15 protein-coding genes are annotated in these 23,315 nt (G+C 71.1%); 2 read left to right on the forward strand and 13 right to left on the reverse strand.

The annotated features are described in order from the left end of the window. Positions 1-3: 3 nt before the first annotated feature. The 7 genes from ACIBVP_RS08895 to ACIBVP_RS08925 all read right to left on the reverse strand — a co-directional run bounded on the left by ACIBVP_RS08895 (position 4) and on the right by ACIBVP_RS08925 (position 11,880). Positions 4-1,902 carry a molybdopterin biosynthesis protein gene (locus ACIBVP_RS08895; RefSeq protein ID WP_396105459.1) on the reverse strand — a complete coding sequence of 633 codons (1,899 nt, stop codon included), beginning with the start codon at positions 1,900-1,902 and terminating at the stop codon, positions 4-6. Beyond that, positions 1,899-3,119, reverse strand: coding sequence for a gephyrin-like molybdotransferase Glp (gene glp / locus ACIBVP_RS08900; RefSeq protein ID WP_396105460.1), 1,221 nt, complete (start codon positions 3,117-3,119; stop codon positions 1,899-1,901). Before glp ends, ACIBVP_RS08895 begins: the two co-directional genes overlap by 4 nt. Next, positions 3,116-4,855 (reverse strand): NAD(P)H-dependent oxidoreductase subunit E, encoded by a 1,740-nt coding sequence (locus ACIBVP_RS08905; RefSeq protein WP_396105461.1) that lies wholly within the window; start codon positions 4,853-4,855, stop codon positions 3,116-3,118. Before ACIBVP_RS08905 ends, glp begins: the two co-directional genes overlap by 4 nt. Then, entirely contained in the window at positions 4,852-7,770 is a 2,919-nt protein-coding gene (gene fdhF, locus ACIBVP_RS08910; protein WP_396105462.1) for a formate dehydrogenase subunit alpha, read from the reverse strand. The genes ACIBVP_RS08905 and fdhF overlap by 4 nt, the downstream gene beginning before the upstream one ends. A gap of 67 nt (positions 7,771-7,837) precedes the next feature. Then, complete coding sequence (locus tag ACIBVP_RS08915; protein ID WP_396105463.1) at positions 7,838-9,058, reverse strand: RNA-guided endonuclease InsQ/TnpB family protein; 1,221 nt, start codon at positions 9,056-9,058, stop codon at positions 7,838-7,840. 166 nt (positions 9,059-9,224) lie between these two features. Continuing rightward, a complete protein-coding gene (locus ACIBVP_RS08920) occupies positions 9,225-11,018 on the reverse strand; it encodes an aldehyde ferredoxin oxidoreductase family protein (protein WP_396105464.1) in 1,794 nt (597 codons plus the stop codon). Between the two features lie 16 nt (positions 11,019-11,034). After that, a complete protein-coding gene (locus tag ACIBVP_RS08925; RefSeq protein WP_396105465.1) occupies positions 11,035-11,880 on the reverse strand; it encodes a molybdenum cofactor guanylyltransferase in 846 nt (281 codons plus the stop codon). A 49-nt stretch (positions 11,881-11,929) separates the two neighbouring features. On the opposite strand from ACIBVP_RS08925, the gene ACIBVP_RS08930 reads away from it, so the two are divergent. Beyond that, positions 11,930-12,706 (forward strand): PIG-L deacetylase family protein, encoded by a 777-nt coding sequence (locus ACIBVP_RS08930; RefSeq protein WP_396105466.1) that lies wholly within the window; start codon positions 11,930-11,932, stop codon positions 12,704-12,706. A 280-nt stretch (positions 12,707-12,986) separates the two neighbouring features. Here ACIBVP_RS08930 and ACIBVP_RS08935 read toward each other — a convergent pair whose 3' ends face one another. The 4 genes from ACIBVP_RS08935 to ACIBVP_RS08950 all read right to left on the reverse strand — a co-directional run bounded on the left by ACIBVP_RS08935 (position 12,987) and on the right by ACIBVP_RS08950 (position 19,097). Continuing rightward, entirely contained in the window at positions 12,987-14,111 is a 1,125-nt protein-coding gene (locus ACIBVP_RS08935) for an SMI1/KNR4 family protein (protein WP_396105467.1), read from the reverse strand. 50 nt (positions 14,112-14,161) lie between these two features. Further along, positions 14,162-16,234: a spermidine synthase gene (locus ACIBVP_RS08940; RefSeq protein ID WP_396105468.1), complete on the reverse strand. Its 2,073-nt coding sequence runs from the start codon at positions 16,232-16,234 to the stop codon at positions 14,162-14,164. 112 nt (positions 16,235-16,346) lie between these two features. Next, positions 16,347-17,498, reverse strand: a complete 1,152-nt coding sequence (locus ACIBVP_RS08945; protein WP_396105469.1) for a peptidoglycan DD-metalloendopeptidase family protein — start codon at positions 17,496-17,498, stop codon at positions 16,347-16,349. Positions 17,499-17,594: 96 nt separating this feature from the next. Continuing rightward, positions 17,595-19,097 carry a hypothetical protein gene (locus ACIBVP_RS08950; RefSeq protein WP_396105470.1) on the reverse strand — a complete coding sequence of 501 codons (1,503 nt, stop codon included), beginning with the start codon at positions 19,095-19,097 and terminating at the stop codon, positions 17,595-17,597. 92 nt (positions 19,098-19,189) lie between these two features. On the opposite strand from ACIBVP_RS08950, the gene ACIBVP_RS08955 reads away from it, so the two are divergent. Next, a complete protein-coding gene (locus tag ACIBVP_RS08955) occupies positions 19,190-20,209 on the forward strand; it encodes a Gfo/Idh/MocA family oxidoreductase (RefSeq protein WP_396105471.1) in 1,020 nt (339 codons plus the stop codon). A gap of 48 nt (positions 20,210-20,257) precedes the next feature. Here ACIBVP_RS08955 and ACIBVP_RS08960 read toward each other — a convergent pair whose 3' ends face one another. Then, positions 20,258-21,274 carry a hypothetical protein gene (locus ACIBVP_RS08960; RefSeq protein WP_396105472.1) on the reverse strand — a complete coding sequence of 339 codons (1,017 nt, stop codon included), beginning with the start codon at positions 21,272-21,274 and terminating at the stop codon, positions 20,258-20,260. A gap of 206 nt (positions 21,275-21,480) precedes the next feature. Next, the gene (locus ACIBVP_RS08965) at positions 21,481-23,166 is read right to left on the reverse strand and encodes a substrate-binding and VWA domain-containing protein (RefSeq protein WP_396105473.1); all 1,686 of its coding nucleotides are present in this window, start codon (positions 23,164-23,166) and stop codon (positions 21,481-21,483) included. Positions 23,167-23,315: the final 149 nt, after the last annotated feature.

A 23,315-nucleotide genomic window follows, 5' to 3' on the forward strand; every position in this document is an offset into this window, starting at 1 on the left:
TCGTCAGCGGATTCGGCGGCCGGTTTCCGTGCACGAGTAGCCGCCGAGTGCCTCCACCCTGTCGCGGAAGTCGGTGCGGTCCAGCAGGTGCCACAGCGGGGCGAGCCGGTCGTCGGTGAGGCTCTCGGCGCGCAGTACCAGGTCGTACGGTTCCTGCGCCACCGGGACGAAGTCGAGGCCGAACGCGCGGGCCGCGGCCAGGATCCCGAGCCCCGCGTCCGCGCGGCCCGCCGCCACCGCGGCGGCCACGGCCAGGTGCGTGTGCTCCTCCCGCGCGTACCCGGGGATGTCGGCGGGGTCGATGCCACGCCGCGCCAGCTCGTGGTCGAGCAGCGCCCTGGTGCCCGCGCCGCGCTGGCGGTTGACGTACCGCAGCCCTGGCCGGGTGAGGTCGTCGACCTTGGCCAGTTCGAGCGGGTTCCCGGGCGCGACGATCAGGCCCTGGTCGCGGTGCACGAGCCGGATCACCGCGATGTCGTCGCCGAGCAGCTTGTCCACATAGGGCAGTGTGTACTCGCCGGTCGCCGGGTCGAGCAGGTGCGAGCCCGCGAGGTGGCACAGGCCGTCCCGCAGCGCGACGAGCCCGCCGAGCGACCCGACGTTCGACGAGGCGAGCGTGATGAGCGGATCGTCGGCCCGCAGCGCCGACGCGGCGAGGTCGAGCACGAGGTCGTGCGAACCGATCGCGACGACGGTCCGGTCGATCTCCGCCAGCCCGCGCAGCAGCTCGACCCGCACCTCCTCCCCCGCGTGGTGACCCTCCACCCCGGACGGCACGACCAGCAGCCCGTCGGCGCGCACCAGTGAGGTGAGCACACCGGCGCCGCGGGGCAGCGGTGTCGCGACGACCCGGTCCCGCACCCGGCCGAGCCGGACCCGCACCCAGTCGTCCATGCCGATCGCCGACGGGAGCTTCCGCGCGAGGTGCGCCGTCGTGGACGGGCGTTCGCGCGGCGCGGCGCCTTCGAGTTCGGCGAGCACCGGGGCGGCGAAGATGTCGAACGTGAGCGCCGCGGACACCGGGTAGCCGGGCACCCCGACCACCGGTGTCGCGTCGACGGCGCCGAGCACGACCGGGTGCCCGGGGCGGACGGCGACGCCGTGGACCGCGAGCGTGCCCGCGTCGGCGACCACGCGGGACGTGTAGTCGTCACGTCCCGCGCTGGACCCGGCGATCAGCAGGACCAGGTCCGCGGTCGCGGCGGCCGACCGGAGCACGTCGGTGATCGCGGCCGGGTCGTCCCGGACGATCTCGGCGACCCGCGCCTCGCAGCCGGCCTCGCGTGCCTGGGCGGCGAGCATCAGCGAGTTGGTGTCGAGGATGTCGCCGGGTTCGAGTGACGCGCCGATGGGCCGGATCTCGTCGCCGGTCGGGATGACCGCCACGACCGGCGGGCGGCGCACGGCCAGTTCGGTCACGCCCGCCGCCGCGCACGCGGCCACGTCGACCGGGCGCAGCCGGTGCCCTTCCGGCAGCAGCAGTTCGGCGGCGCTGATGTCCTCGCCGATCGAGCGGACGTGCTGGTACGGCGGGACCGCGGCCCGGATCTCGGCCTGGTCGCCGACCCGGTGCACGTGCTCGCGCATGATCACGGCGTCGTAGCCGGCGGGCAGCGGGTCGCCGGTGTCTACGACCTCGAAGTCGGTGAGCAGCACCGGGGTGGTCTCGGCGGCGCCGACCGTGTCCGCCGCACGGACCGCGATCCCGTCCATGCCGGACGAGTCGAACGCGGGCGAGGACCGCGTCGCCCACACGGGTGCGGCGGTCACGCGGCCGACGGCGTCGCCGACCGGCACCCGCGCGGCCGCGACCCTGGCCGGGCACCCGGCGGCGGCACGGGCCTCCCGCCACGCGGTGTGGGCCGCCGCCGCGGGCACGTCGGACACGAACGGGCTGTTCATCGGTACAGCACGACCTCCACCTCGGTGCCCGCGTCGAGCCCGGTGGCCGGTTCGGGCACGACCAGGTACCCGTCGGCGCGGGTGAGCACGGACAGCAGCGCGGACGGGCCGAACACCGGTTCGGCGATCCCGTCCCGCAACCGGATCTGGACGACGTCGAGCCGTCCCGCCGCCGACGCGAGGTCCCGGGACAGCCGGGCCCGGGTGCTCGGCACGGGTGGCGGGGTCTCGCAGCCGGACAGCCGCCACAGCAACGGGGTACCGACCTGGCCGAACACGACCAGCGCCGAGAGCGGGTTGCCGGGCAGCCCGATCAACGGGATGCCGCCGCAGTCGGCGAGCAGCGTCGGCTTGCCCGGCTTGATCGCGAGCCCGTGGCACCAGACGTCACCCACGGCGGCGACCGCACCCGCGGTCTCGTCCCGCGCCCCGACCGACGACCCGGCCGAGACGACCACCAGGTCGGCGTCTTCCAGCACCTCGGTCAGCTTGTCCTTCAACGCGCCCGGCTCGTCACTGACGATCCCGGCGAGCACCGGTGCGCCGCCCGCGTCGGTGACGAGCCCGGCCAGCGCGGAGGCGGTCGCGTCCCGCACCTGCCCGGCCGTCAGCTCCGCTGTGGACGGGGGGACGACCTCGTCGCCGGTGGAGATGATCGCGACGCGGGGCCGGGCGTGCACGGCGACCGCCGTTACCCCGGCCGCCGCCAGCAACCCGAGGTCCGGTGCGCGCAGCGGGCGGCCCGCGGGCACGAGCGGTGCGCCGGGCGCCACGTCCTCGTCGGCGCGCACCAGCCCGCCGCCGGGCGCGACGGGACGGGTGACCTCGATGGTGCCGGGCATGGTCTCGGCGGTGTACTCGACCATCACCACGGCGTCCGCGCCGTCGGGCAGCACTCCCCCGGTCGGCATCGCGACCGCGCCGCCCGGCCGCACCGCGACCTCGGGTGCCGCGCCCATCCGCACCGCGCCCAGCAGGTCCAGGTACGACGGCAGACCGTCGGACGCGCCGTAGGTGTCCGCCGCGCGCACCGCGTAGCCATCCACAGTGGACTTCACGAAGCCCGGCAACGCGTGGGGCGACGGGATGTCCGCGGCGGGCACCCGGTGCAGGGCGTCCGCGAGCGGCACGTCCTCGACCGGCGTCCGGTGCCCTGGCCGGAACCCCGCGAGCGCCTCGGCGACCGTGCGCGCGGTGAAGAACTCTCTACCGGTCAACGATCCGGCTGCTCCTTCGCGCCTTCCGGACGGGGTTGCGGCCGGGCCGCGGCCCCACCCTTGTCCAGTCCCAGCACCGACACCACGGGTCCGAGCGCGACCTGCCCGAGCCCGCAGATCGACGTCTTCCGCATGGCCTCCTCCAACCGCAGGACGTGCGACCGCTGCTCGTCGTCCAGTGTGGACCTGCCGTCGAGCAGCGTGTGCGCCTTCGTGGACCCCACCCGGCACGGCACGCACTTGCCGCAGGACTCGTTGCGGAAGAAGCGGAGCACGTTGGTGGCCGCGGCCAGCAGGTCGGTGCCTTCGGCCATCACGACCAGCGCACCGGAACCGAGCATCGTGCCCGCCTGGGCGAGGGTGCCGAAGTCGAGCGCGAGGTCGAGCTGGTCCGGGCCGATGAAGTTCGACGACGCCCCACCGGGCTGCACCGCGCCGACCGCCCTGCCGCCCTGCACACCGCCGGCGAGGTCGATGAGCGCGCGGACCGTGGTACCCATCGGCACGCAGTACACCCCGGGGCTCGCGACGTGCCCGGACACGGCGAAGAACTTCCATCCGACCGAGTCACCGAGCCCCTGCGCGCCCCACCACCGCGCGCCGCGCTGCAGGATCACCGGCACGTCCGCGAACGTCTCCACCGAGTTGATCAGCGTCGGGCGCCCGTGCAGGCCGTAGTTGCCGGGGAACGGCGGCTTGTTGCGCGGCTCGCCGCGGTGGCCCTCCATGCACTCGAGCAGCGCGGTCTCCTCACCGAGGATGTAGCCGCCCGGTGACACGAAGATCTCCAGCTCCAGCCGCCGACCGCTGCCGCACGCGTCCGGGCCGACGACCCCGGCGGCACGCAGCGCGTCGATCTCCGCGCGCAGCACGCGTTCCTCGGGACCGTACTCGTGCCGGATGAACACGTAACCCTGCTGCGCGCCGACCACGGCCATGCCCAGCAGCAGCCCTTCCAGCACCAGGTGCGGCTGGTCGGCGAGGATCTGACGGTCCTTGAACGTGCCGGGCTCGGACTCGTCGGCGTTGCAGATCGCGTACTTCACCGGGTCGTCGGTCGCGGCGACCAGCTCCCACTTCTTGCCGGTGGGGAACCCGGCGCCGCCCATTCCGCGCAGCCCGGACGCGGACAGCGTGGCGACGACCTCGTCGGCGGACAGCTCACCGGCGAGCAACGCCCGCAGCGACGCGTACCGCTCCCCGACACCCGAGCCACGCGGGTACGGGTCGTTGGGCCACGGCTCGGTCCGCGTCGAGGCCACCGCCTCCGACACACCCTCCCCGCGCGCGGCCGCGACCAGGGTGTCCACATCGGACACCGGCGCGGGGTGCTCGTTCACGTCGGCCGCGGGCGCCACGTCGCAGCGGCCGAGGCACGAGACCTCGACCAGCTCGACGTCGGTGTCCTCGCCGTAGCGCGCCTTCACCTCGGCGATCCGGTCCTCGCCGCCGCGCAGCCAGCACGACAGGTCGTGGCAGACATGCAGCGCGACCTTCGGCGGTGGCGTGGTGCGGAAGTGCGGGTAGAACGAGACGATCCCCTCGATCTCGTACCTCGGCCGCTTGACCTCCCGGGCCAGCTCCTCCAGCTCCTCGCGGGGCAGCCAGCCCAGCCGCGCCTGGATCGCGTTGAGCGCGGGGATCAGCGACGGACCGGGAAACTTGCCCGCCCGCGCCTCCACCCCGGGAACCCGCCGAGCCCTGGTCTCCGCCGCCCTCTCGGGACTGAGTGTCATTCCGCCGCTCCCAGCGCCGCTGCTTCGGTGACGTGGTCCGCGCCCAGTGCCTCCACCTGGATCGCGCAGAACTTGAACTCGGGGATCTTGCCGTACGGGTCGATCTCGTCGATGGTCAGCAGGTTCGCCGCCGCCTCCCGGAAGTGGAACGGGATGAAGCAGTTGCCGATCTGCTCGCGGTGCGAGATCCGCACCCGCAGCTCGATCACGCCGCGGCGGGACCGCACCCGCACCAGCTCACCGTGCGCGAGGCCGCGGTCGGCCGCGTCCTTCGGGTGCATGTACACCTCGGCGATCGGCGAGATCGTGTCGAGCGCGAACGAGCGGCGGGTCATCGAGCCGGTGTGCCAGTGCTCCAGCAACCGGCCGGTGTTGAGCACCAGCGGGTACTCCGCGTCGGGCAACTCCTTGGCGGGCAACCACTGCGCGGGCACGAGGTGCGCGAGCCCGTCGTCGGTGTTGAACCGCTCGTCGAACAGCACGATCGTGCCGTCGGAGTGGTCCGGGTCCTCGTTGGGGTACAGCTTCCCGGACAGACCCAGGTTCTCGTGCTTCAGGTTGGCGTAGGACGGCATGAGCGCGACCATCTCGTCGAAGATCTCGCTCGGCGACCCGTAGTGCCAGTCCAGCCCGACGCGCCGCGCGATGTCCTGCACGATCTCCCAGTCCACCCGCGCCTCACCGGGCGGGTCCATCACCTTGCGGCCGAGCTGCACGCGCCGGTCGGTGTTGGTGTAGCTGCCCTCCTTCTCCAGGTAGGAGGAGGCGGGCAGGATCACGTCGGCGAACTCCGCGGTCTCGGTGAGGAAGATGTCCTGCACCACCAGGAAGTCCAGCTGCGACAGCGCCTTGCGGACCTTGTTGATGTTCGGGTCGGACAGGAACGGGTTCTCGCCCAGCATGTACATGCCGCGCACGCCGTCCGGCTTGAGCACCGACCCGATGATCTCGGTGACCGTGAGGCCGCGCTTGGGGTCGAGCTTGGTGCCCCACGCCTCCTCGAACCGCAGCCGCGTCCGCTCCTGGTCGACGCCCTGGTAGTCCGGGTAGAACATCGGGATCAGACCCGCGTCGGACGCACCCTGCACGTTGTTCTGGCCGCGCAACGGGTGCAGGCCGGACCCGGGCTTGCCGACGTTGCCCGTGATCGAGCACAGCGCGATCAGGCAGCGGGCGTTGTCGGTGCCGGTGGTGTGCTGGGAGATGCCCATGCCCCAGTAGATGACACCGGCGTTCGCCTCGCCCCACACCTTCGCGACCTCGCGGATCATGTCGGCGTCCACACCGGTGATCTGCGCGGCCCGCTCCGGCGGGTAGTCCGCGACCGTGCGCGCCAGCTCGTCGTAGTTCGACGTGCGCTCGCGGATGAAGTCGCGGTCGATCAGCCCGAGCCGGATCACCTCGTGCATGATCGAGTTGTAGAACGCGACGTCCGTGCCCGGCTTGACCTGGCAGTGGTAGTCGGCGTGCTCGGACACCGTGCTCGCGCGCGGGTCCACGTAGACGATCTTCGTGCCGTTGCGGCGGGCCTGCTTGAAGAACGAGCTGGCCACCGGGTGGTTGGCGGTCGGGTTCGAGCCGGTGATGATCACGACGTCGGCGTTCGCGACGTCACCGTAGGTCGTGGACACCGCGCCCGAGCCGACTCCCTCGAACAGCGCCGCCACCGACGACGCGTGGCACAGGCGGGTGCAGTGGTCGACGTTGTTGGTGCCGAACCCGGTGCGGATCAGCTTCTGGAAGAGGTACGCCTCCTCGTTGGAGCACTTCGCCGAGCCGAAGCCCGCGATCGCCCCGGGACCGCCCTTGGCGTGGATCTCCTTGAGCCGCCGGGCGATCAGGTCGAGCGCCTCCTCCCAGGTCGCCTCCCGGAAGTACGGCATGACCTCGTCGTAGTCGACGAGCCCGCCCGGCTTGCGGCGACCGTCGCGGCCCGTTTTCTTGTCACCGCGGCCGCCGCCGCTGCGCTCGCCGCCGTTGACCCGGCCCCGGTCGTTCTCCCCGCGGACGTCCGCCGACAGCGGGCCCTTCGGGTAGGCGGAGTCGATGCGGATCAGCGGCTTGGTCAGGCGCTGCGGGGACGCGGCGTAGTCCCAGCCGTAGCGGCCCTTCACGCACAGGCGGCTCTGCGAACCCGGCTGGTCACGGCCCTCGGCGAAGGCGATCGCGCCGCGCTCGCGGTCCACGTAGTAGGTGAGCGCGCAGCCCACGCCGCAGTACGGGCAGACGCTGTCGACGGCGTCGAGCTGCTCGCGCGGCTGGATCGGGATGTTGTTGATGGCCTTGTTGGTCAGCGCGCCGGTCGGGCACGCCTGCACGCACTCGCCGCAGGTCACGCACGAGCTCTGGCCCATCGGGTCGTTGAAGTCGAACGCGATGAGGGTCTCGTAGCCCTTGCCGGACCGGCCGATGACGTCGTTGCCCTGCACGTCGTCGCAGGCGCGGACGCAGCGGTCGCACAGGATGCACGCGTCGTGGTTGACCTCGATGACCGGGTTCGACAGGTCCACGCCGCGGCCGGAGCCGCAGGGCAGCTCGGTGGTCTCCCTGGCCACGTCGAACCGGTCGGCCAGCTCCAGCAGCAGGTTGTCGCCGGTCTTGTTCGCCTTGGGGTCCTCGGCGCGGGGTGGCTGGTCGGAGATCAGCAGCTCGGTCAGCGTGGCGCGCTGGCGCTGGACCTCCTCGGTGTCGGTCTTGACGGTCATGCCGTCCTCGCACGGCCGCACACACGCGGCGGCCAACGTCCGGCCACCGGTGTCGACCACGCACATGCGGCACACGCCGACCGGGTCGTAGCGCTCGTTGTGGCACAGCACGGGGATGTCCACCCCGGCCTGTGCGGCGGCGTCGTAGATCGTCGTGCCCTCGGGCACGGTCACCGACCGGCCGTCGATCTCGGCCGTGACCGTCCGCACGGACGTCCCACGCTCTTCGAGAGTCTTGACGTGCCCTCCTGCCCTCAAGCTGGAGGTTCCAACGCGGCTACGCTGCGTCTGGGTCGCTTCCTGCTTCATTGCCCTGTGCCTCCCAGAAGGATGGACTCACCGAGGCTCCACAAGCGTTTCGCCTCTCCGCCCGCCCGGCGGCGAGGATGTTCACGGCTGCGTTGTAGTCCCGGTCGTGCAGTGCTCCGCATTCGGGGCAAGTCCACATACGGGTCTTCAGCGACATGGCGTCCATGACGTGCCCACAGCCCGAGCATGTCTTGGAGCTCGGCAGCCAACGGGACACCTTGTGCACCGCGCGGCCGAATCGCTTCGCCTTCTCCTCCAAGAGCCGAACAAGCTGGGCCCACCCGGCATCCGAGATCGCTCGCGCCAACCGGCGATTGCCGACCATTCCCTGGATGTTCAGATCCTCCACATGGACCGCTTGGTTCTCGCGGACCAGGATGAGGGCCTGCTTGTGGTGATAGTCCCGCCGGGCACGAGCCACCTTGCCATGCTGTGCCGCGACCTTCCGGCGCGCCTTCTCCCGATTGGCGCTGCCCTTGGCACGGCGGTGCTTCTCGCGTTCCAACCGGGCCAGCTTGCGCTGTTTGCGTTGCAGGTGTCCCGGGTTCGCTACGTCCATCCGTCGTCCGACGGTGTCGGCCACTGTCATCAGGCGAGAGATCCCGAGATCGACTCCAGCCTCCCGGTCGACAGACGGAAGCGGTGTCGGGTCGACCTCCACCACGAACGAGGCGTAGTAGTGGCCATCCGGCTCTCGGATGATCGTCACCGACGTCGGTGCGGATGGAAGATCGCGCGACCAGCGGACCCGCACATCCCCCACCTTCGCTATGTAGAGCCGTCCGTTGAGGCGGAGACGGAAACCGTTTCGAGTGAGCCGGATGGACTGCCGTGCGTCCTTGCGGGATTTGAACCGCGGACGACCGACCTTCCGACCCCGACGCTTGCCCGCCATCGACCCGAAGAAGTTTGAGAACGCCCGATGCGCGTCCCGCACCGACTGCACCAACGCCACCGACGCGACCTCGGACAACCACGCACGCGCCGAGTCCGCCTTGGCTGCGGTGATCACCCGCCGTTGCACCTCGGTCGACGAGAGCACCTCCCCCGACCGATATGCCTCGTCCCGGCACCGAATCGCGTCGTTGAACACCACCCGAGCGCACCCGAACGTGCGAGCCAACATCCTGCGTTGGACATCGGTCGGCTCGAGCCGGTAGCGGTACCTGGCCTGCACGTTGATCACCATATCCGGCGGCTCCGACAGAGCTGGACGAGCACTCACCCACAGCACGCACCTTCGCCCTATTGGATGAGGCTTGCACTGACAAGTCCACAGTCATCGTCGCTCCGCTCCTCCGGTATTGCATACAGCATACCGTTACGGCTCTCGGCTGTTGAGCCCGACGCTAGGCCTAGAGGTGAAGATCCGCCAGATCGGTGTGGGCCACCTTGCCGTCAGGGTCCAAACCCCGTGCTTCGTAGTAGCCCGCGACCATCGCACGGAGGCGCTCGGCGGTCAGCGTGGCGGTGCGGCCGGAGCCCAGTTCGAGCGGTGTCTCCAGCATGCGGGCGGGCAGCGTGTCGTCGGCCGCGGTGGCGCCTTCACGCAGGTTGAAGGCCCTTTTCGCGCGCACGATCCGGCGCGCGGCGGCACGCAGCTCGGCCGCGTCCAGGTCCCAGCCGGTGACGAGCGCCAGCAGCCGCGCCCACTCGGTGAACGGGTCGTCGAACACCCCGCGCAGGAACTTGCACAGGATCATCGAGTCCATGACCGCGGCCTTGTCCTCGGTCGCCACGGCGGCCGCCACGTGTGCCTCTCCGCCGCGGAAGCGGTCGACGTCGCCGGACAGGTCGGCCTCGTACGCGCCGGAGCGGTTGTGGTCGGCACCGCGGGCGTTGACGGCGAGGCCGAGCGCCATGGACTGGAGGCTGCGTGGTTCGTAGCCGGGCATCTCCAGGCCCTTGACCTGCGCGGCGAAGTCGATCGACCCCTGTCCCACGCGCTCGGCCGCGCGCCGGGAGCCCTCGGCGAGCAGCTCGCCCAGGCCGGGTGCGCGGGCCCCGATCTCGTCCAGTGCCCGCAGCAGGGCGGCGCCGTCGCCGAACCGGAGCCACGGCGCGTCGATCAGGTTGCGTTCGGCGCACTCCATCGCCCACGCGACGGTGCCGCCCGCGGAGATCGTGTCGATGCCGAGCTCGTCGCAGCGAGCGCTGGCGGCGAACACGTCGTCCGGGTCGGACACCCCGCACAGCGGGCCGAGCGCGAACACGTTCTCGTACTCCATGCGCTGGCTGCCGCCACCTCTGCGGGCGTAGATGTGCTCGCAGCCGATCGAGCAGGAGGCGCAGCTGTTGCGTGCCACGCCGCGCAGCTCGTGCAGTTCCTCGGCGGCCAGGCGCGGCGCCTCGTCGAAGGTGGCGGCGGTGAAGTTGCGGGTCGGGAGCGTGCTGACCGCGTTGAACGCGAGCAGGTTCGCGAGCGTGCCCAGCTCGCGGTACTTGGCGGTGGCGGGCCCGAAGCTGCGGCTCCGCAGGTCCTTCGCGGCGGCGAGCACCCCGGCCTGGTCGGCGACACCCACCTTGGTAGCGGCCCTGACCAGCACGGCCTTGATGTTCTTGGCGCCCAGCACGGCGCCGAGACCACCGCGGCCGGCGTGCCTGCCGTCGTGGCTGATGGTCGCGTAACGCACGCCCCGCTCCCCCGCGGGCCCGATGGCCGCGGTGCGCCAGCCGCGGCCGAACCGCTCCCTGGCCTTGGTCTCCGCGTCGGCGGCGGACAGCCCGGCGAGTTCGGGCGCCGGTTCGAGCCGGGGGCCGTCGCCGTCGACCAGCAGGACGGACAGCTCGTCGGCGCGGCCGCGGATGACGATGGCGTCGTGGCCGGTGAGCTTGCCGGAGATGGCGAACTGGCTGGACGCGAGCGCGTCGGTGAGCAGGCCCGTCAGCGGTGACTTCGCGACCACGGCGAACTTGGCGCTGGTGGTCAGCGGTGTGCCGACGAGGGAGGAGAACACGAACGCGAGCGGTGCCTCGGGGGCGAGCGGGTCCACGCGCGGCGGGGCGAGCCGGTGCATGAGCCACGTGCCGAGCCCGACCCCGCCCAGGTACGCGCGCAGGACGTGTTGGTCCAGCGTGAGCGGGCTGCCGGTCGCGTCCCCGCCGCGCACGTCCACGACGAGCGCCCGCCCGAAGAAACCACCTGACATATGTCGACTGTATGCCCTAGCCGCCCGCGTCGGCTGACAGGAACGCCAGGCTGTCCCCCGCGACCAGCGGCAACCGGCCGTCCTTGGTGACCTGGTCGCCGTTCAGCGCGGCCACGACGTGCCGGTCCAGCGTCAGGCCGACCGCCTCGGCGGCGGCGCCGATGGTCGCGGCCCGGATGGTCCTCGGACGGTGCCCGCCGCCCTTGGCCAGCGCCCCGAACCGCTCGACCACGACCTCGGGTGGCTCGCGGTCGCGGGCGGCCCGGTAGTCCTCGGGGGTGTTGACGTTGACCACCGACTCCAGCTCCGGGTCCAGCTTCGCCACGGCCGCGTCGGCGCGCAGGGCGTCGTCGTCGAGCTGGGTCACCGCGCAGTGCTTGAAGATCATCCCCGGCCGCTGGTTGCCCTCCGCGAGGAGCTTCGCGACCAGCCCGGCGATCCTCGTCTGGTAGGCGGCGGCGAGCGGCTGCCGGAACCCGCGTGCGACCGGCAGCACGACGTCGACGTCGTCGGTGAGGGCCCGCAGCACCCGCCGGACGTACGCGGGGTGCAGGAACGGCAGGTCGGTGGAGCAGACGAACGCGGCGTCGGCCCGGTCCTCGAGCGCGGCCAGCCCGGCGGCGAGCCCCTGCATGGGCCCGAGCCCTTCGACCGGGTCCTCGACGACCGCGACCCCGGCGGGCAGCTCGGGCAGCTCCTGCCCGGGCGCGGCCACGACGACCACGGGCCCGTCGACGGACCGCGCCGTCACCGCGGCGGCACGGTAGAGCAACGTCGAACCGTGCCACTCGAGCCCGGCCTTCGCCGTCCCCATCCGGGTGGACCGGCCACCCGCAAGCACAACACCCGCTGCGACACGCACCCCTCCGACAATAGCCAGGGCGCCGCTCGGTTCGGGAAGGATGGTGGTCATGTCGTCACCACTGTTGCCAGCCCTGCCCGAGGAGTCCTTCACACGCGTGCTGTGCGTCGCCGCGCATCCGGACGACAACGAGTACGGCACGTCCGCGGCCGTCGCCCGGTGGACGGCGCGCGGTGTCGAGGTCGGCTACCTGCTGCTCACCCGAGGTGAGGCCGGCATGCCGACGCCACCGGAGGAGACCGCGCGGATCCGGCTCGCCGAGCAGCAGGCCGCCTGTGCCGCCGTCGGCGTCCGGCGCCTCACCGTGCTCGAGCACCCCGACGGCGTGCTCGCCTACAGCGTCGACCTGCGTCGCGACATCTGCCGGGAGATCCGGCGGTTCAGGCCCGACGTCGTGGTGCACGGCGGGCACGAGGTCGAGACGCCGATGGGCTACGACCACGCCGACCACCGCGTGGCCGGGCTCGCGACGGCCGACGCGATCCGCGACGCGGGCAACCGGTGGGTGTTCCCGGAGCAGATCGACGACGAGGGCCTCGAACCGCACGACGTGCGCTGGACCCTCGTGCCCGGGATGCCCGGCGCGTTCGCGGCCACCCACGGCGTCGACGTCACCGGCGAGCCGTTGCGACGCGGTGTCGCCTCCCTGGAGGCGCACGCCCAGTACCTGGCCGCGCTTCCCGGCCACCCCGCGCCCGCGGAGTTCATCCCCATGTTCGCCGCGATGGGCGGCAAGGCCATGGGTGTCGAGCACGCGGTGCTGTTCCGCGCCTGGGACCTGCAGGCACCGCCGGACTTCTTCGCGGACCTCGGCGGCGACGCCTAGGCGGGCACGGCGGCGGTACGTGGGCGGAGCAGGAACGCGCCCACGTACCGCAGTGCCGCCACCACACGACTCTGCCGAGACCGAACGATGCCCCTACTGTTTCTCGGTAGGGCTCTGCGGCCTCGGCCACCAGCCAACCCAACCGCCGACTACAGAGATCAGAGTCTCCAACCAATCGCGGCGTCTCAGTTGTTTACGGCCCGCAAGCCACGACGCTCCGTAGACTGGTGGTCTGTCCGTGCTTCTGTATCAGTCACGAAGAATCAGGAGCCGCATGACATCAATCGACTGCAGGAACAAAGGATATAGGGTCTCGAATCAGCTCACCCGTCGCAAATAGTCGCACACGTCCGGACATGTACGCCAAGAGGAATGAACTGAAGGACAAGGTCGGTGAATACTTGACAGACATTCGCGCGTTGGACTCGACGATCCCCCATGACAGAGAATCTGCGGACACGGGCGCCCACCAACAGATGCCGTCTCCCGTTACACGCCCCCAGGGAATCAATCCTTGCGATTCAGGATATATGGGTGGCCCTTTCTCCTTTCGTTGCCGGTCGCTACCGTGCGTGGTCTGCACAGTTTCAATCAACTGAAGGAGATCGCTGTCAGGCCGAGCACCAGGCGCCATAATGGTTACATCACCAATAGTACCGGGCCCAAATGTGTTGACAAACGATTTATAATCAAGGGGAAGCGTTATACCTAACCTATCCTCGATAGAGCCCCATTCGATCGACTGATTTATTGTGCGTGACTCTGGAAGAATTGTATAGATGTCTTGCATTGCGTTGACCGGACGCTCCCCGGAGTCAGACAGATCCTGCCAGATTCCCTCGACACTGGCGCGTGTCACTGTAGGTTGGGGGGCACTGAGTCTGTACCACGGCGCATTGGATGCCGAGTCAGCCCCGTAAGATTGACCATCAAATCGCCCAGTCACTACATCACAAAGAAAACCGGCCAGACCCTTAGACACTTTCTGCCAGCTAGAAAATTCGTAGTCGGTTACGATCACTGGCCATGAATTCGGGTCGATTAGATCCGTCAACCAGAAGAACAGATCTCCTCGGGTCGTCTCACCCCACGGAATAAGGCCGCCCGACTCCGGAAATACTGGATAAGGGAAACGTTCAGACTCGTCCGCTTGCCAACTCCTCATGTCGTCGAGTCGATGACTGTAGTAGCCGAGATATTCTGACGGTTCCCCTCCTCGATCTCCCGGTCGGAGAACGCGCAAAAATCCTTGGAAGTGACCTACCGGAAATTTTCCGACAATCTCCTTGTAGTCATCCGGCAGTCGGAGTCCTAGAGAGCGCTCGATCTCATCCCACTGATATTCGGGTTGCGCGAAATCTGCAAGACCGACCAGCGCGCAAAGCTCATCGACAGTGGTGTCCAACGACCTCGTTTCCCTCCAGGTGACCCGACCCATGTCCAGCTGACATGACACTAAGCGGGCACGGCGGCGGTGCGTGGGCGGAGCAGGAACGCGCCCACGTACAGCAGTGCCGCCACCACCAGCAGGCCGTCGAAGCCGACGAGCATGCCCACGTACTCGAGGCAGCCGCCGACGAGTGCGCCGAGCAGGTTCGCGCCGAAGCTCGCGGTGCCGTCCTCGGTGTCGGTGAACCGTTTCGCGAACACCACGTTCGCCGCGAAGATCGGCAGGAACGCGATGGTGACGGCGACGACCGCGCGCAGCGGCACCGGCATCGACAGCAGCCAGCTGTCCGGGAACAACCAGGCGAGCAGCAGCCCGGCGAACAGCACGACGTACATCACCCGCAGGGGCGGTGTGCGGAACCGGCGTGTCACCTCCACCGCGGCGAGCACGGCGACCAGCACACCGGCGAACACGATCGCGTTCACGAGCCAGGTGGTGCCGAACAGCAGCGCGAACCCGGTGACGCTCTTGGTCTCCAGCAACATGAAACCGGCGCCGAGCAGGAACAGGTCGGTGTAGGGCCGCATTCTGCGGTACGAACCGCCGCCGCCGAACAGGCCGACCGCCAGCACCCCGGCGGCGACGATCAGGCCGACCGTGACCAGGTACATCGTGGGGATCCGGTCGGTGAACAGGTACAGGAACGGGCGGTCGTCGGTCGCCGGCGGTGGTGTGTCGGCCGCGGCGCCCTGCCAGTCCGCCGCGCACGTCTGCCCGGACGGTTGCAGGCCGACGGTGATCACGGCCTGGCGGAGTTCGTCGTCGAGCGCGTCCACGCACGGCTTGTGGCCGAACGCCGCCTCCGCGGTGAGGGCGAGCCGGTCGATCAGCCAGTCCTCGCGGTAGAAGTTGTACATCGCGAACGCGCCGCCGTCGGTGAGGTGCTCGCGTGCGCTGCTGAACGCCTCCTCGGTGAACAGGTAGCTCTCCAGCCGCAGCGAGCTGGCGCCCTGCACGAGGGTGAGCGAGTCGGGCAGCGCGAACAGGATGAGGTCGTACTTCTTGTCCGTGCGGGACAGGAACGCGCGGCCGTCGTCGACGTGCGTGGTGACGCGTGGGTCCGCGTAGGGCCGGTCCGGGTGCCGTTCGCGGCCGATCTCCAGCAGCCCGGGGTCGATCTCGACGGCGTCGACGTGCTCGGCGCCGTTGCGCAGCGCGATCGCGACGTCGGTGCCGCTGCCCGCGCCGACGATCAGGACTTCCTTCGGCTCGTTGGCGGCCCGCTCGTAGGGCAGGCCGTACTGCGGTGACCACTTCAGCCGGGTTTCGGCCGGGATGACGTTCTGGTGCGGCACGCCGTTGGCCGAGATCGTGGTGATCGGGGTGTCCTGCCACTCCTGCTCCGCGGTCTCGATCTTGTAGTACGGCGACCAGCGCAGGTTGTCCTCTGTGGACTCGGTGAACAGCACGCCGAGGAGCACGAGCAGCGGCACCCCGACGACGGCCGCGGCGACGACGGTGGCGACGAGGCGACGGCCCGGCACCAGCAGCACGCAGAACAGCACCGTCACCACGAGACCCCACCAGATCGGCGGGGCGCCGAGGAACGAGAGCCCGGTGAACGCGACGATGCCGGCGACGCTGCCGACCAGGTCGTAGCGGTACGCGGTCAGCCGGGGCAGTTCACGGAAGCAGCGGCCGACGAGTTCCGCCGGTCCGGCCAGCACGACCGCGCTCGCCAGGAACACCACCGGCAGGATCACGATCGCGGACGGTCCGGTGGTGGCGAGGCTGGTGAAGTGGACGATGTCCGAGCCGCTCTGGTCCACGGTGACCGGCCGCCACGCCACGAACCCGACGAGCGCGGCGAGCGCCACCGGCGAGTAGAACGGCAGCCGACGGGCCCGCCCGGACCGCAGGAACCCGATGCCGATGCCGAGGAACGACCCGAGCAGCACGAAGTTCGAGAAGTAGCTCAGGTGGACCACGTTCGACCCGGTCCAGCGGATCAGCGCCAGCTCGAGGAAGAGCATGAGCGCACTGGCCAGCACCAGCCGGGGCCGCACCGCGAACGGCGACGCCCAGTCCTGTTCGGTCGTGTCCGGGGTCGCGCCGCTGTCGACGGTCGTCGATGACATGCGGGCACCCTAGGGGATGTGCCTCCGCCCCGTTGCCTTGCCCTGAAAGACGCTTTCGGGACGTTTGAATGTCCCGAAAGCGTCTTTCAGGGGCAATGCCGTCAGTCGGCGGTCAGCAGTAGCCGTTCACCGGGCCGTTGAGGCCGGTCCACATGAACGCGTCGCTCACCCACGTGCCGTCGGTGAGGCGGTTCCACAGGCTGCTGCTTCCCCACCTGCCGGTGTGTGTGGTGCCGTTGGCGGAGCAGGACACGGAGACGGTCGCGCCGTCGGCCACCGAGCCGGCGATCGCGTAACCGGTGCCCGGGCCGGTCCGCTTGTTCAGCGCGCTACCGCCGTTGGCGTCCACGATGCCCTGCGTGAACCCGAGCGCGCCGTAGTTGTACAGCGAGCCGCCCGCGTAGACCCGGGCGCTGCCGTGCAGTGCGGAACCCTGGTAGGCGGCGCCGCCGTTCTGGGGCACCCACTTGCCGAGGTTGTGGTTGGCGATGCCGACGTAGGCGCTGTTCTGCCGCAGCCCGAAGTGCACGTGCCTGCCGGACGCGGACCCGCCGCAGGTGACGTCGGTGCCCGTGTAGCCGAGGTAACTGCCCTGGCCGACCGCGGCGCCGTTGACGTTGATGTTGCTCCACAGGTGGTAGTAGTCGGTGGAGTAGCCGCGGTCGTGGATGACACGGATCCAGCCCTTGCACATCGTGTACGCGGTGCCCGCCCGCGCGGCACGCACCACCTGGTCGCCGCCCGCGAGGTCGAGCGAGCTCCACGGCGCCGCGGTGCCACTCCAGCCGTGGGGGCCGCCCCACATCGTCCACGTGTGCCCGACCGAGTACGGCAGCGCCATGCCGGTGCGCCAGTCGCTGCCCGCCTGCGCTTCCGGCTGGCTGCCGTTCTGCTCGGCGAACAGGGCGCGTTCCGACTCGTTCACCACCGGTGCCTTCGCGGACAGGTCGGCGAAGGCCTGCTCGCCTTCCAGCGCGACCACCCAGCGGGCGCCTTCGCGGTGTGCGACGAACAGCCAGCCCTCCGGCATGGCGTCGGAGTTCGGCGCGGTCGCCAACACGGCGGTGCCGAACGCCCAGTGGTTGTCCTGTCTGTCGACGTTCACCCTCGGTGTCGCCGCCTCGGCCGCGGCGGCGGGTGCCGTGGCGTGCATCCTGGCGGTCACCTCGGCGACGAGACCGGTTGGTGGCGCGGCGGCGACCGGCACCGCCGGTGTGGCGAAGAGACCGGCGGCCAGCAGTCCGGTCAGGATTCGTGCTCTCATGTCGTTTCCTCCGGGTTTCGGGGCGACGGCGAGTCGATTCCACCAGGACTTCCCGCGGCGACGGGGTGTTGTTGCCGGAGCCGGCGGAGATCGCAATTACTCGGGTCCTGGTCGCGCGAGCCACCACCGGGCCGCCGCGCGGATCTCCGGCGGCAGGTCCGGCCTGCCGCGCACCTCCGCCAGCACGGGGGTCGCGCGCTGCATCCCCGCCGCGTAGACCAGCGCGCGCAGCACCTCCTCGTTGCCGCGGTGGTGGTGCACGGCGGCCACGAGCACGGCGTGCCCGGTGTGGCCGGGCAGGTTGCCGAGGCCGAACGCGGCCTGCGCGGACACCGCGTGCGGTGTTCGTCCGACGAGCAGCGCTTCGAGCGCGGGCCGGTGCTGTGCGCCGCCGATCATGCCGAGCGCGGCGGTCCGTTCCCGGCGGGGCGACGGGTCGCGGGCGAGCGCGTCGGCGAGCGGTGCGCCGAAGGGGCTGGCCGCCAGCACGGCCGCGGCGCCGAGCCGGACGTCGACCTGCGGGGTGAAGAGCAGTTCGTCGACCAGCCGGGACAGCATGCGGTTCTCGGTCACCGACGTCCCGCGCGTGGCCACGTCGATCGCCCCCTCCGCGGACCGCACCAGCCCGGCGACGGTCTCGGCCCGGTCGGGTGCGGTCTTGCGGGTGGTGGGGCGCTTCCTCGCCAGGCCGGACAGCAGGTCCACGGCCGCGCGGCGGACGTCCGCGGGCAGCCCCTCGTCCGCGGCGTGGGAACGGGCGAGCATCTCGAGGGTCCTGGCCTCCGCGCCGCCGAACCGGCCCGCGCCGGCGGCCAGTTCGCACACGTCGAGCGCGGCACGCAGGGTCCGCTCGCTCGTCGGCGCGGTGACCTCGTCCACCAGCAACTGGGTGGCGTGGCGGTCGTGCACGAGCAGCATGAGCGGGTCGACGACGATCTGGCTCGCGGGGTCGGCGATCATCTCGGCGACGGCCACCGCGATCGCCTCGCGGGCGACGGGATGTCCCTGCAGTCTGCGCAGCGCCTCCCACCGGTGGTGGTAGTCCCAGCCTCGGGCGACCGACATCTCGGCGAGCAGGCGGGTGACGAGCGTGTGCCACATCGGCCGCGGCAGGTAGACGTGCGGGATCGCGAGGACCCGCGCGCTCATCCCGTCCCAGTCCACGGCCCGCATCGGCACGTCGGCGAGGCACCGGTCGAGCAGGTCGTCGAGTTCGCGGGCGAGGACGGCGTCGGCGGTGAACCCGCGGTCGAGCCGGGGTGCGCCGGGCCGCACCGACCGCACCTGGTGGACGGTGTCGACCGCGGCGGTGAGGTGCCCGGTGGGCAGGCCGAGCATGTCCTCGTAGGCGCGGATCACCCGGTACGGGACGGGCAGCACCCCGTTCTCCCACCGCGAGATCTGGCTGGGCGTCACCGGGCCGAGCCTGCCCGCGAAGGCGGTCACGCAGCGCCGCGCGACGGCCAGGTCGGGATCGCGCCCGTACAGCCGGTTCATCCGCAGCAGCCACGCGATCCGGGTGCGACTGTCGAAGCGACCGTCGTCGTCGGCGATCTTGTTCGGGCGTCCGCTGGTGACCCGGCCGGTCGACGTCGACACGCTCCGTAGTATCAGCGTGGCGGGGAGGCACGCACAAGCCGCCGACCGGCCCCTTGTGCGCGTGGACGGCCCACTCCGCTTAGGTTGCCGGTATGAGACCACTCAGGACGGGCGTCGTCGGGTTCGGCACCGCGGGGCGGGTGTTCCACGCGCCGTTCCTGGACGCGGACCCGGGCTACGTGCTGGCTGCGGTGGTGACGGGGAACGAGCAGCGCCGCGCCGAGGTGCTGGCCCGGTATCCGGGCACCGAGGTCGTCGACCGCGCCGCCGCGCTGCTCGACCGCGAGCTGGACCTCGTGGTCATCGGCTCGCCGCCCGCGACGCACGCGGAGCTGGCACACACGTTCCTCGACGCGGGGATCGCGGTGGTGGTCGACAAGCCGTTCACCGTCACCTCGGCCGACGGGCGGGCGCTCGTCGAGAAGGCGGGCAGGCTCGGGGTGCCGCTGACGGTGTTCCAGAACCGCCGCTGGGACGGCGATTTCCGCACGGTGCGGCGGTTGCTGGCCGACGGCGCGCTGGGTGAGGTGTGGCGGTTCGAGTCGCGGTTCGAGTGGTGGAAACCCGACCGGGGTTCGTCGTGGAAGACCGCGACGCCCGCCGACGCGGGCGGCGGCATCCTGTACGACCTCGGCACGCACGTGATCGACCAGGCCGTGCAGCTGTTCGGCGACGCGGTCCCCGTCCACCGCGAACTGTTCACGCGCCGGCCTGGCGGCGCCGCCCCGGACGACGCGTTCGTGGTGCTGCGGCACCGCTCGGGTGTCGTGTCGCACCTGTGGATGAACGGGTTGGCCGGTCAGGTCGGCCCCCGCTTCCGGGTGCTCGGGTCCGAGGGCGGGTTCACCAAGCACGGTCTCGACCCGCAGGAGGCGGCGCTGCGCGACGGGGCCCGGCCGACCGACCCGGCCTTCGGGCACGAGCCGGAGACCGCCTGGGGCAGGGTGGGGCTCGACGGCGCCACCCGGGCCGTCCCGACGGAACCGGGCCGGTACGCGGAGTTCTACACGCTGCTGGCGGAGGCACTGCGGGCCGGCGGCCCGTTGCCCGTCGACCCGATGGACTCGGTGCGGGTCATCGAGGTGGTCGAAGCGGTGCTCGCCCGCTCGTGACCCCGGCGCCACTGGCCGGGCCGGGGTGCCCCGGCCCGGCCAGTGGTGTCACGCGGTGGCTTCGCGGAACTCCGCGAGGCTGATCACGTACTCGTCGCGGTTGGGCCGGTAGAAGCCGCAGTACTCGGTCGGGTACCAGCCTGCGACCTGCCACTGCTGGGGCTGCTTGATGGGGTGGCAGCCCGGCTCGGTCGCGCCGGTGGCCAGGCCCTCGATCCACGCCTTGCTGACCATCGGCTCCATGTAGGTGATCTCACCGTTGTAGGAGCCGTAGACGAAGGTGCGGTCGAACACGCCGCCGTTCCACTCGTCGGAGGTCTTGTCGACCAGGTGGTTGCCCATCTTGCCCTGGACGAAGCCGTAGTCCCCGTAGTCGGCGGGGTTGTACTCGGCGGGCACCGGGACCCGGCCGGTCGCGAAGTCGTCGCAGTGCACGACGTTGCCGCACGGCCCGAGCCGGATGGCGTCGACCTCGGCCGGTGACCGCAGGTAGAAGTGGATGTCGAAGTGCGGCTCGGTGTAGACCGCGGGCGGGCCGTGGCCCATCACGTTCCAGTTGACCATGACGTACCGGAACGCCGAAGTGGACAGCCCGGTCAGGTTCCTGGGCAGTTGGAGGTCCCGCTGGTGTCCGCCGGCGCACTCCATGTCGCCGATCGTGCCGTCGCCGTTCACGTCGAAGCACCGCTGTCCGTCGGACATGGTGCCGGGCAGGTTCCGCAACGTCGCGGAGGTGAGGCTGAGCCCGATCACGGTCGGCCGTCCGCGTGTGACCCCGCCGAGGACGCGCAGTTCGCCGTCGCCGAGCGCCACCGGTGGGCCGTACTCGACGCAGGCGCCCCGGTAGGACCGGGTGTTCTCGACCAGCGCGGCCGCCTCGTCGGGCGGCAGTGACCTGGTGGTGCCGGTGTTGTCCGCGGCGGACGCGGCCACCTCGCACACGACCTGCGGCGGACCGGCGGCGCCGTCGTCGCTGAACGCGTTCGGCACGGTGATCACGCCCGCCAGCACCACGGCGCCGGCGATCGGCACCAGTAGTCGGCGCGTGAATGTACGACCAGACAAGAGCTCTCCCTCGCAAAGCCACTGGCTACAGTGAACAGTCCGGACGTCCGTCTCGGGACCCGGCAGGCAGGTTACTGATCAACAGGGCCCGATGACAGGTCTTTCACCCAACGAAGAGGTGACGAGTACTGGAGCGGCGCGGGGCGTGACTCCGCTCGTCCACAGTAGACATCGCGCACGGGGACAGCCGGTGCCGACGAACCGTGTCAGCCGACGCCCGGGAGGCAGTCGGGCGGTTGGCACAGCATCAGCGACAGGGCCTCGTGGAACACGTCGCCGATGCGGGCCGCGTTCCGCGCGACGAACGCGGAGCCGCCCGTCGCCTCGGCGATCGCGGTCAGCTCGGCGCGGTCCACCCCCGGCCCGATGCCGATCCCGACGAGCGTCAACGGCCTGCCGAGGTTGCGCAGCCTGCCCAGCTCGGTGAGCAGCTGGTCGAGGGTGATGTCGCTGGCGTTGTCGTCCTTGCCGTCGGTCAGGACGACGACCGTGTTGATCCGGCCCGGTTCCCAGGCCCGCACGCCGTCGCGGTAGGCGGCCAGCACCGCGTCGTACAGCGCGGTGTCGCGGTTCGGCAGGGCGTGGACGGCGCGCACCGCGTCGAGCGCGCCGCCGGCCAGGTGCTCGCTCATCGGGCGCACCGGCAGCAGCACCCGGTAGTCCTTGGCGCCGTCCAGATCGGTCGCGAACAGCCACATGCCGAGCTTCGTCGTCGGCTTGAACAACCCGAGCCCGGTCGCGGCGGCCGCCACCGTGACCGCCATCCGGGTCTGTCCCGTGCCGGGCACCTGCTCGGCCATCGACCCGGACACGTCCAGCAGCACCTGCAGCCGGCCGCTGCGGTTCACCCCCGCCCACGCGGCCAGCACCTGCCGCACGTCGGCCGGGCCGCGCGGTGGCGCCGGGGTCATCCGTTCCCCCGAGGTGCGCCGGTCGCCGGAACGGTCACGCAGCGCCGCGCCGTCCGGGGTGCGGAAGCCGGCGTCGGCGAGCAGGTCGGCGCTCTCCTGGGTGAGCAGCCGGTCCAGGAACCGTTCGGCGGCACCGCGTTGGGCCACCGGGGTGTCCGGCAGCACGACGAACGGGAAGTCGAGCGCGGGCACGCCATCGTCCGGGTAGACGGCGACGAGCGGGATCCGCCCCGGCTTCGCGTTGTGCCGGAGCAACGCGTTCTCCGAGGTGGGGAACGCCTCGAGCGGTTCCGCCTGGCCGCCGGGCAGCCTGCGGAACAGGTCTTCCTGCCGGGGCACGGTGTTGCGGGAGAGCGCACGCATCGCCGCGACGCGCGCCGTGGCGGGGTCCGGGGCGTCCGCGACCAGGTCGCTCAGCTCGAGCAGTGTGGAGATCCCGACCGGGTCGCGCGTGGGGTCGGGGAACCCGACCGCGGGCCCGCCCGCCGCGGGACCGACGACCTGTGCCCAGGTCGGCTGTTCGTCCGGCCACCCCAGGTCGGCCGCCACGGTCTCCGTCACGCCCAGCACCACCGGAGAGCTGGCGATGGAGGTGCCGGTGGCGGGCACCGTCCACGCGCCCGCGTCCTGGGCGCGCCACAACCACATGCCGGACTCGGGGATCCACACGTCCGGACGCCGGCCGTCGGGCACGACGAGCGACTCGACCACCGCGGCGGACTCCCGCTCGATCACGCGGACCCGGTAGCAGGTGCGTTCGTCCTCGGCGGCGCGCCGTGCGAGCTGCGCGACGACGGGCGCGATCTCCTGCGCGGCGGTCACGGTGATCGACGGTCGCGCGGCACAGTCCGCGGCACGCAGCCGGTCGCCGAGGAAGTCGACGGCGAACCAGCCGACCAGCGCGACCACGAGCAACCCGGCCAGTACCGCGACCGGCGTCCGCCGACGACCGCGCGGCCGGGCCGATGAGTGCCGTCCCACCGCCGCACCCTCCACCGCTTCCGGGGACACATCGAGAGACAACCGCGCCGCACCATACCGGCCGGGGCACCCGGTCAGGGGATCATGAACGGTCCCGGCTGATCAGAGTCGTCGGTCCGCACGAGCCTGTGATGCCGGTGGCGGGGGCA

Source organism: Actinophytocola sp. NPDC049390 (assembly GCF_044466355.1).
Classification (GTDB): domain Bacteria; phylum Actinomycetota; class Actinomycetes; order Mycobacteriales; family Pseudonocardiaceae; genus Actinophytocola.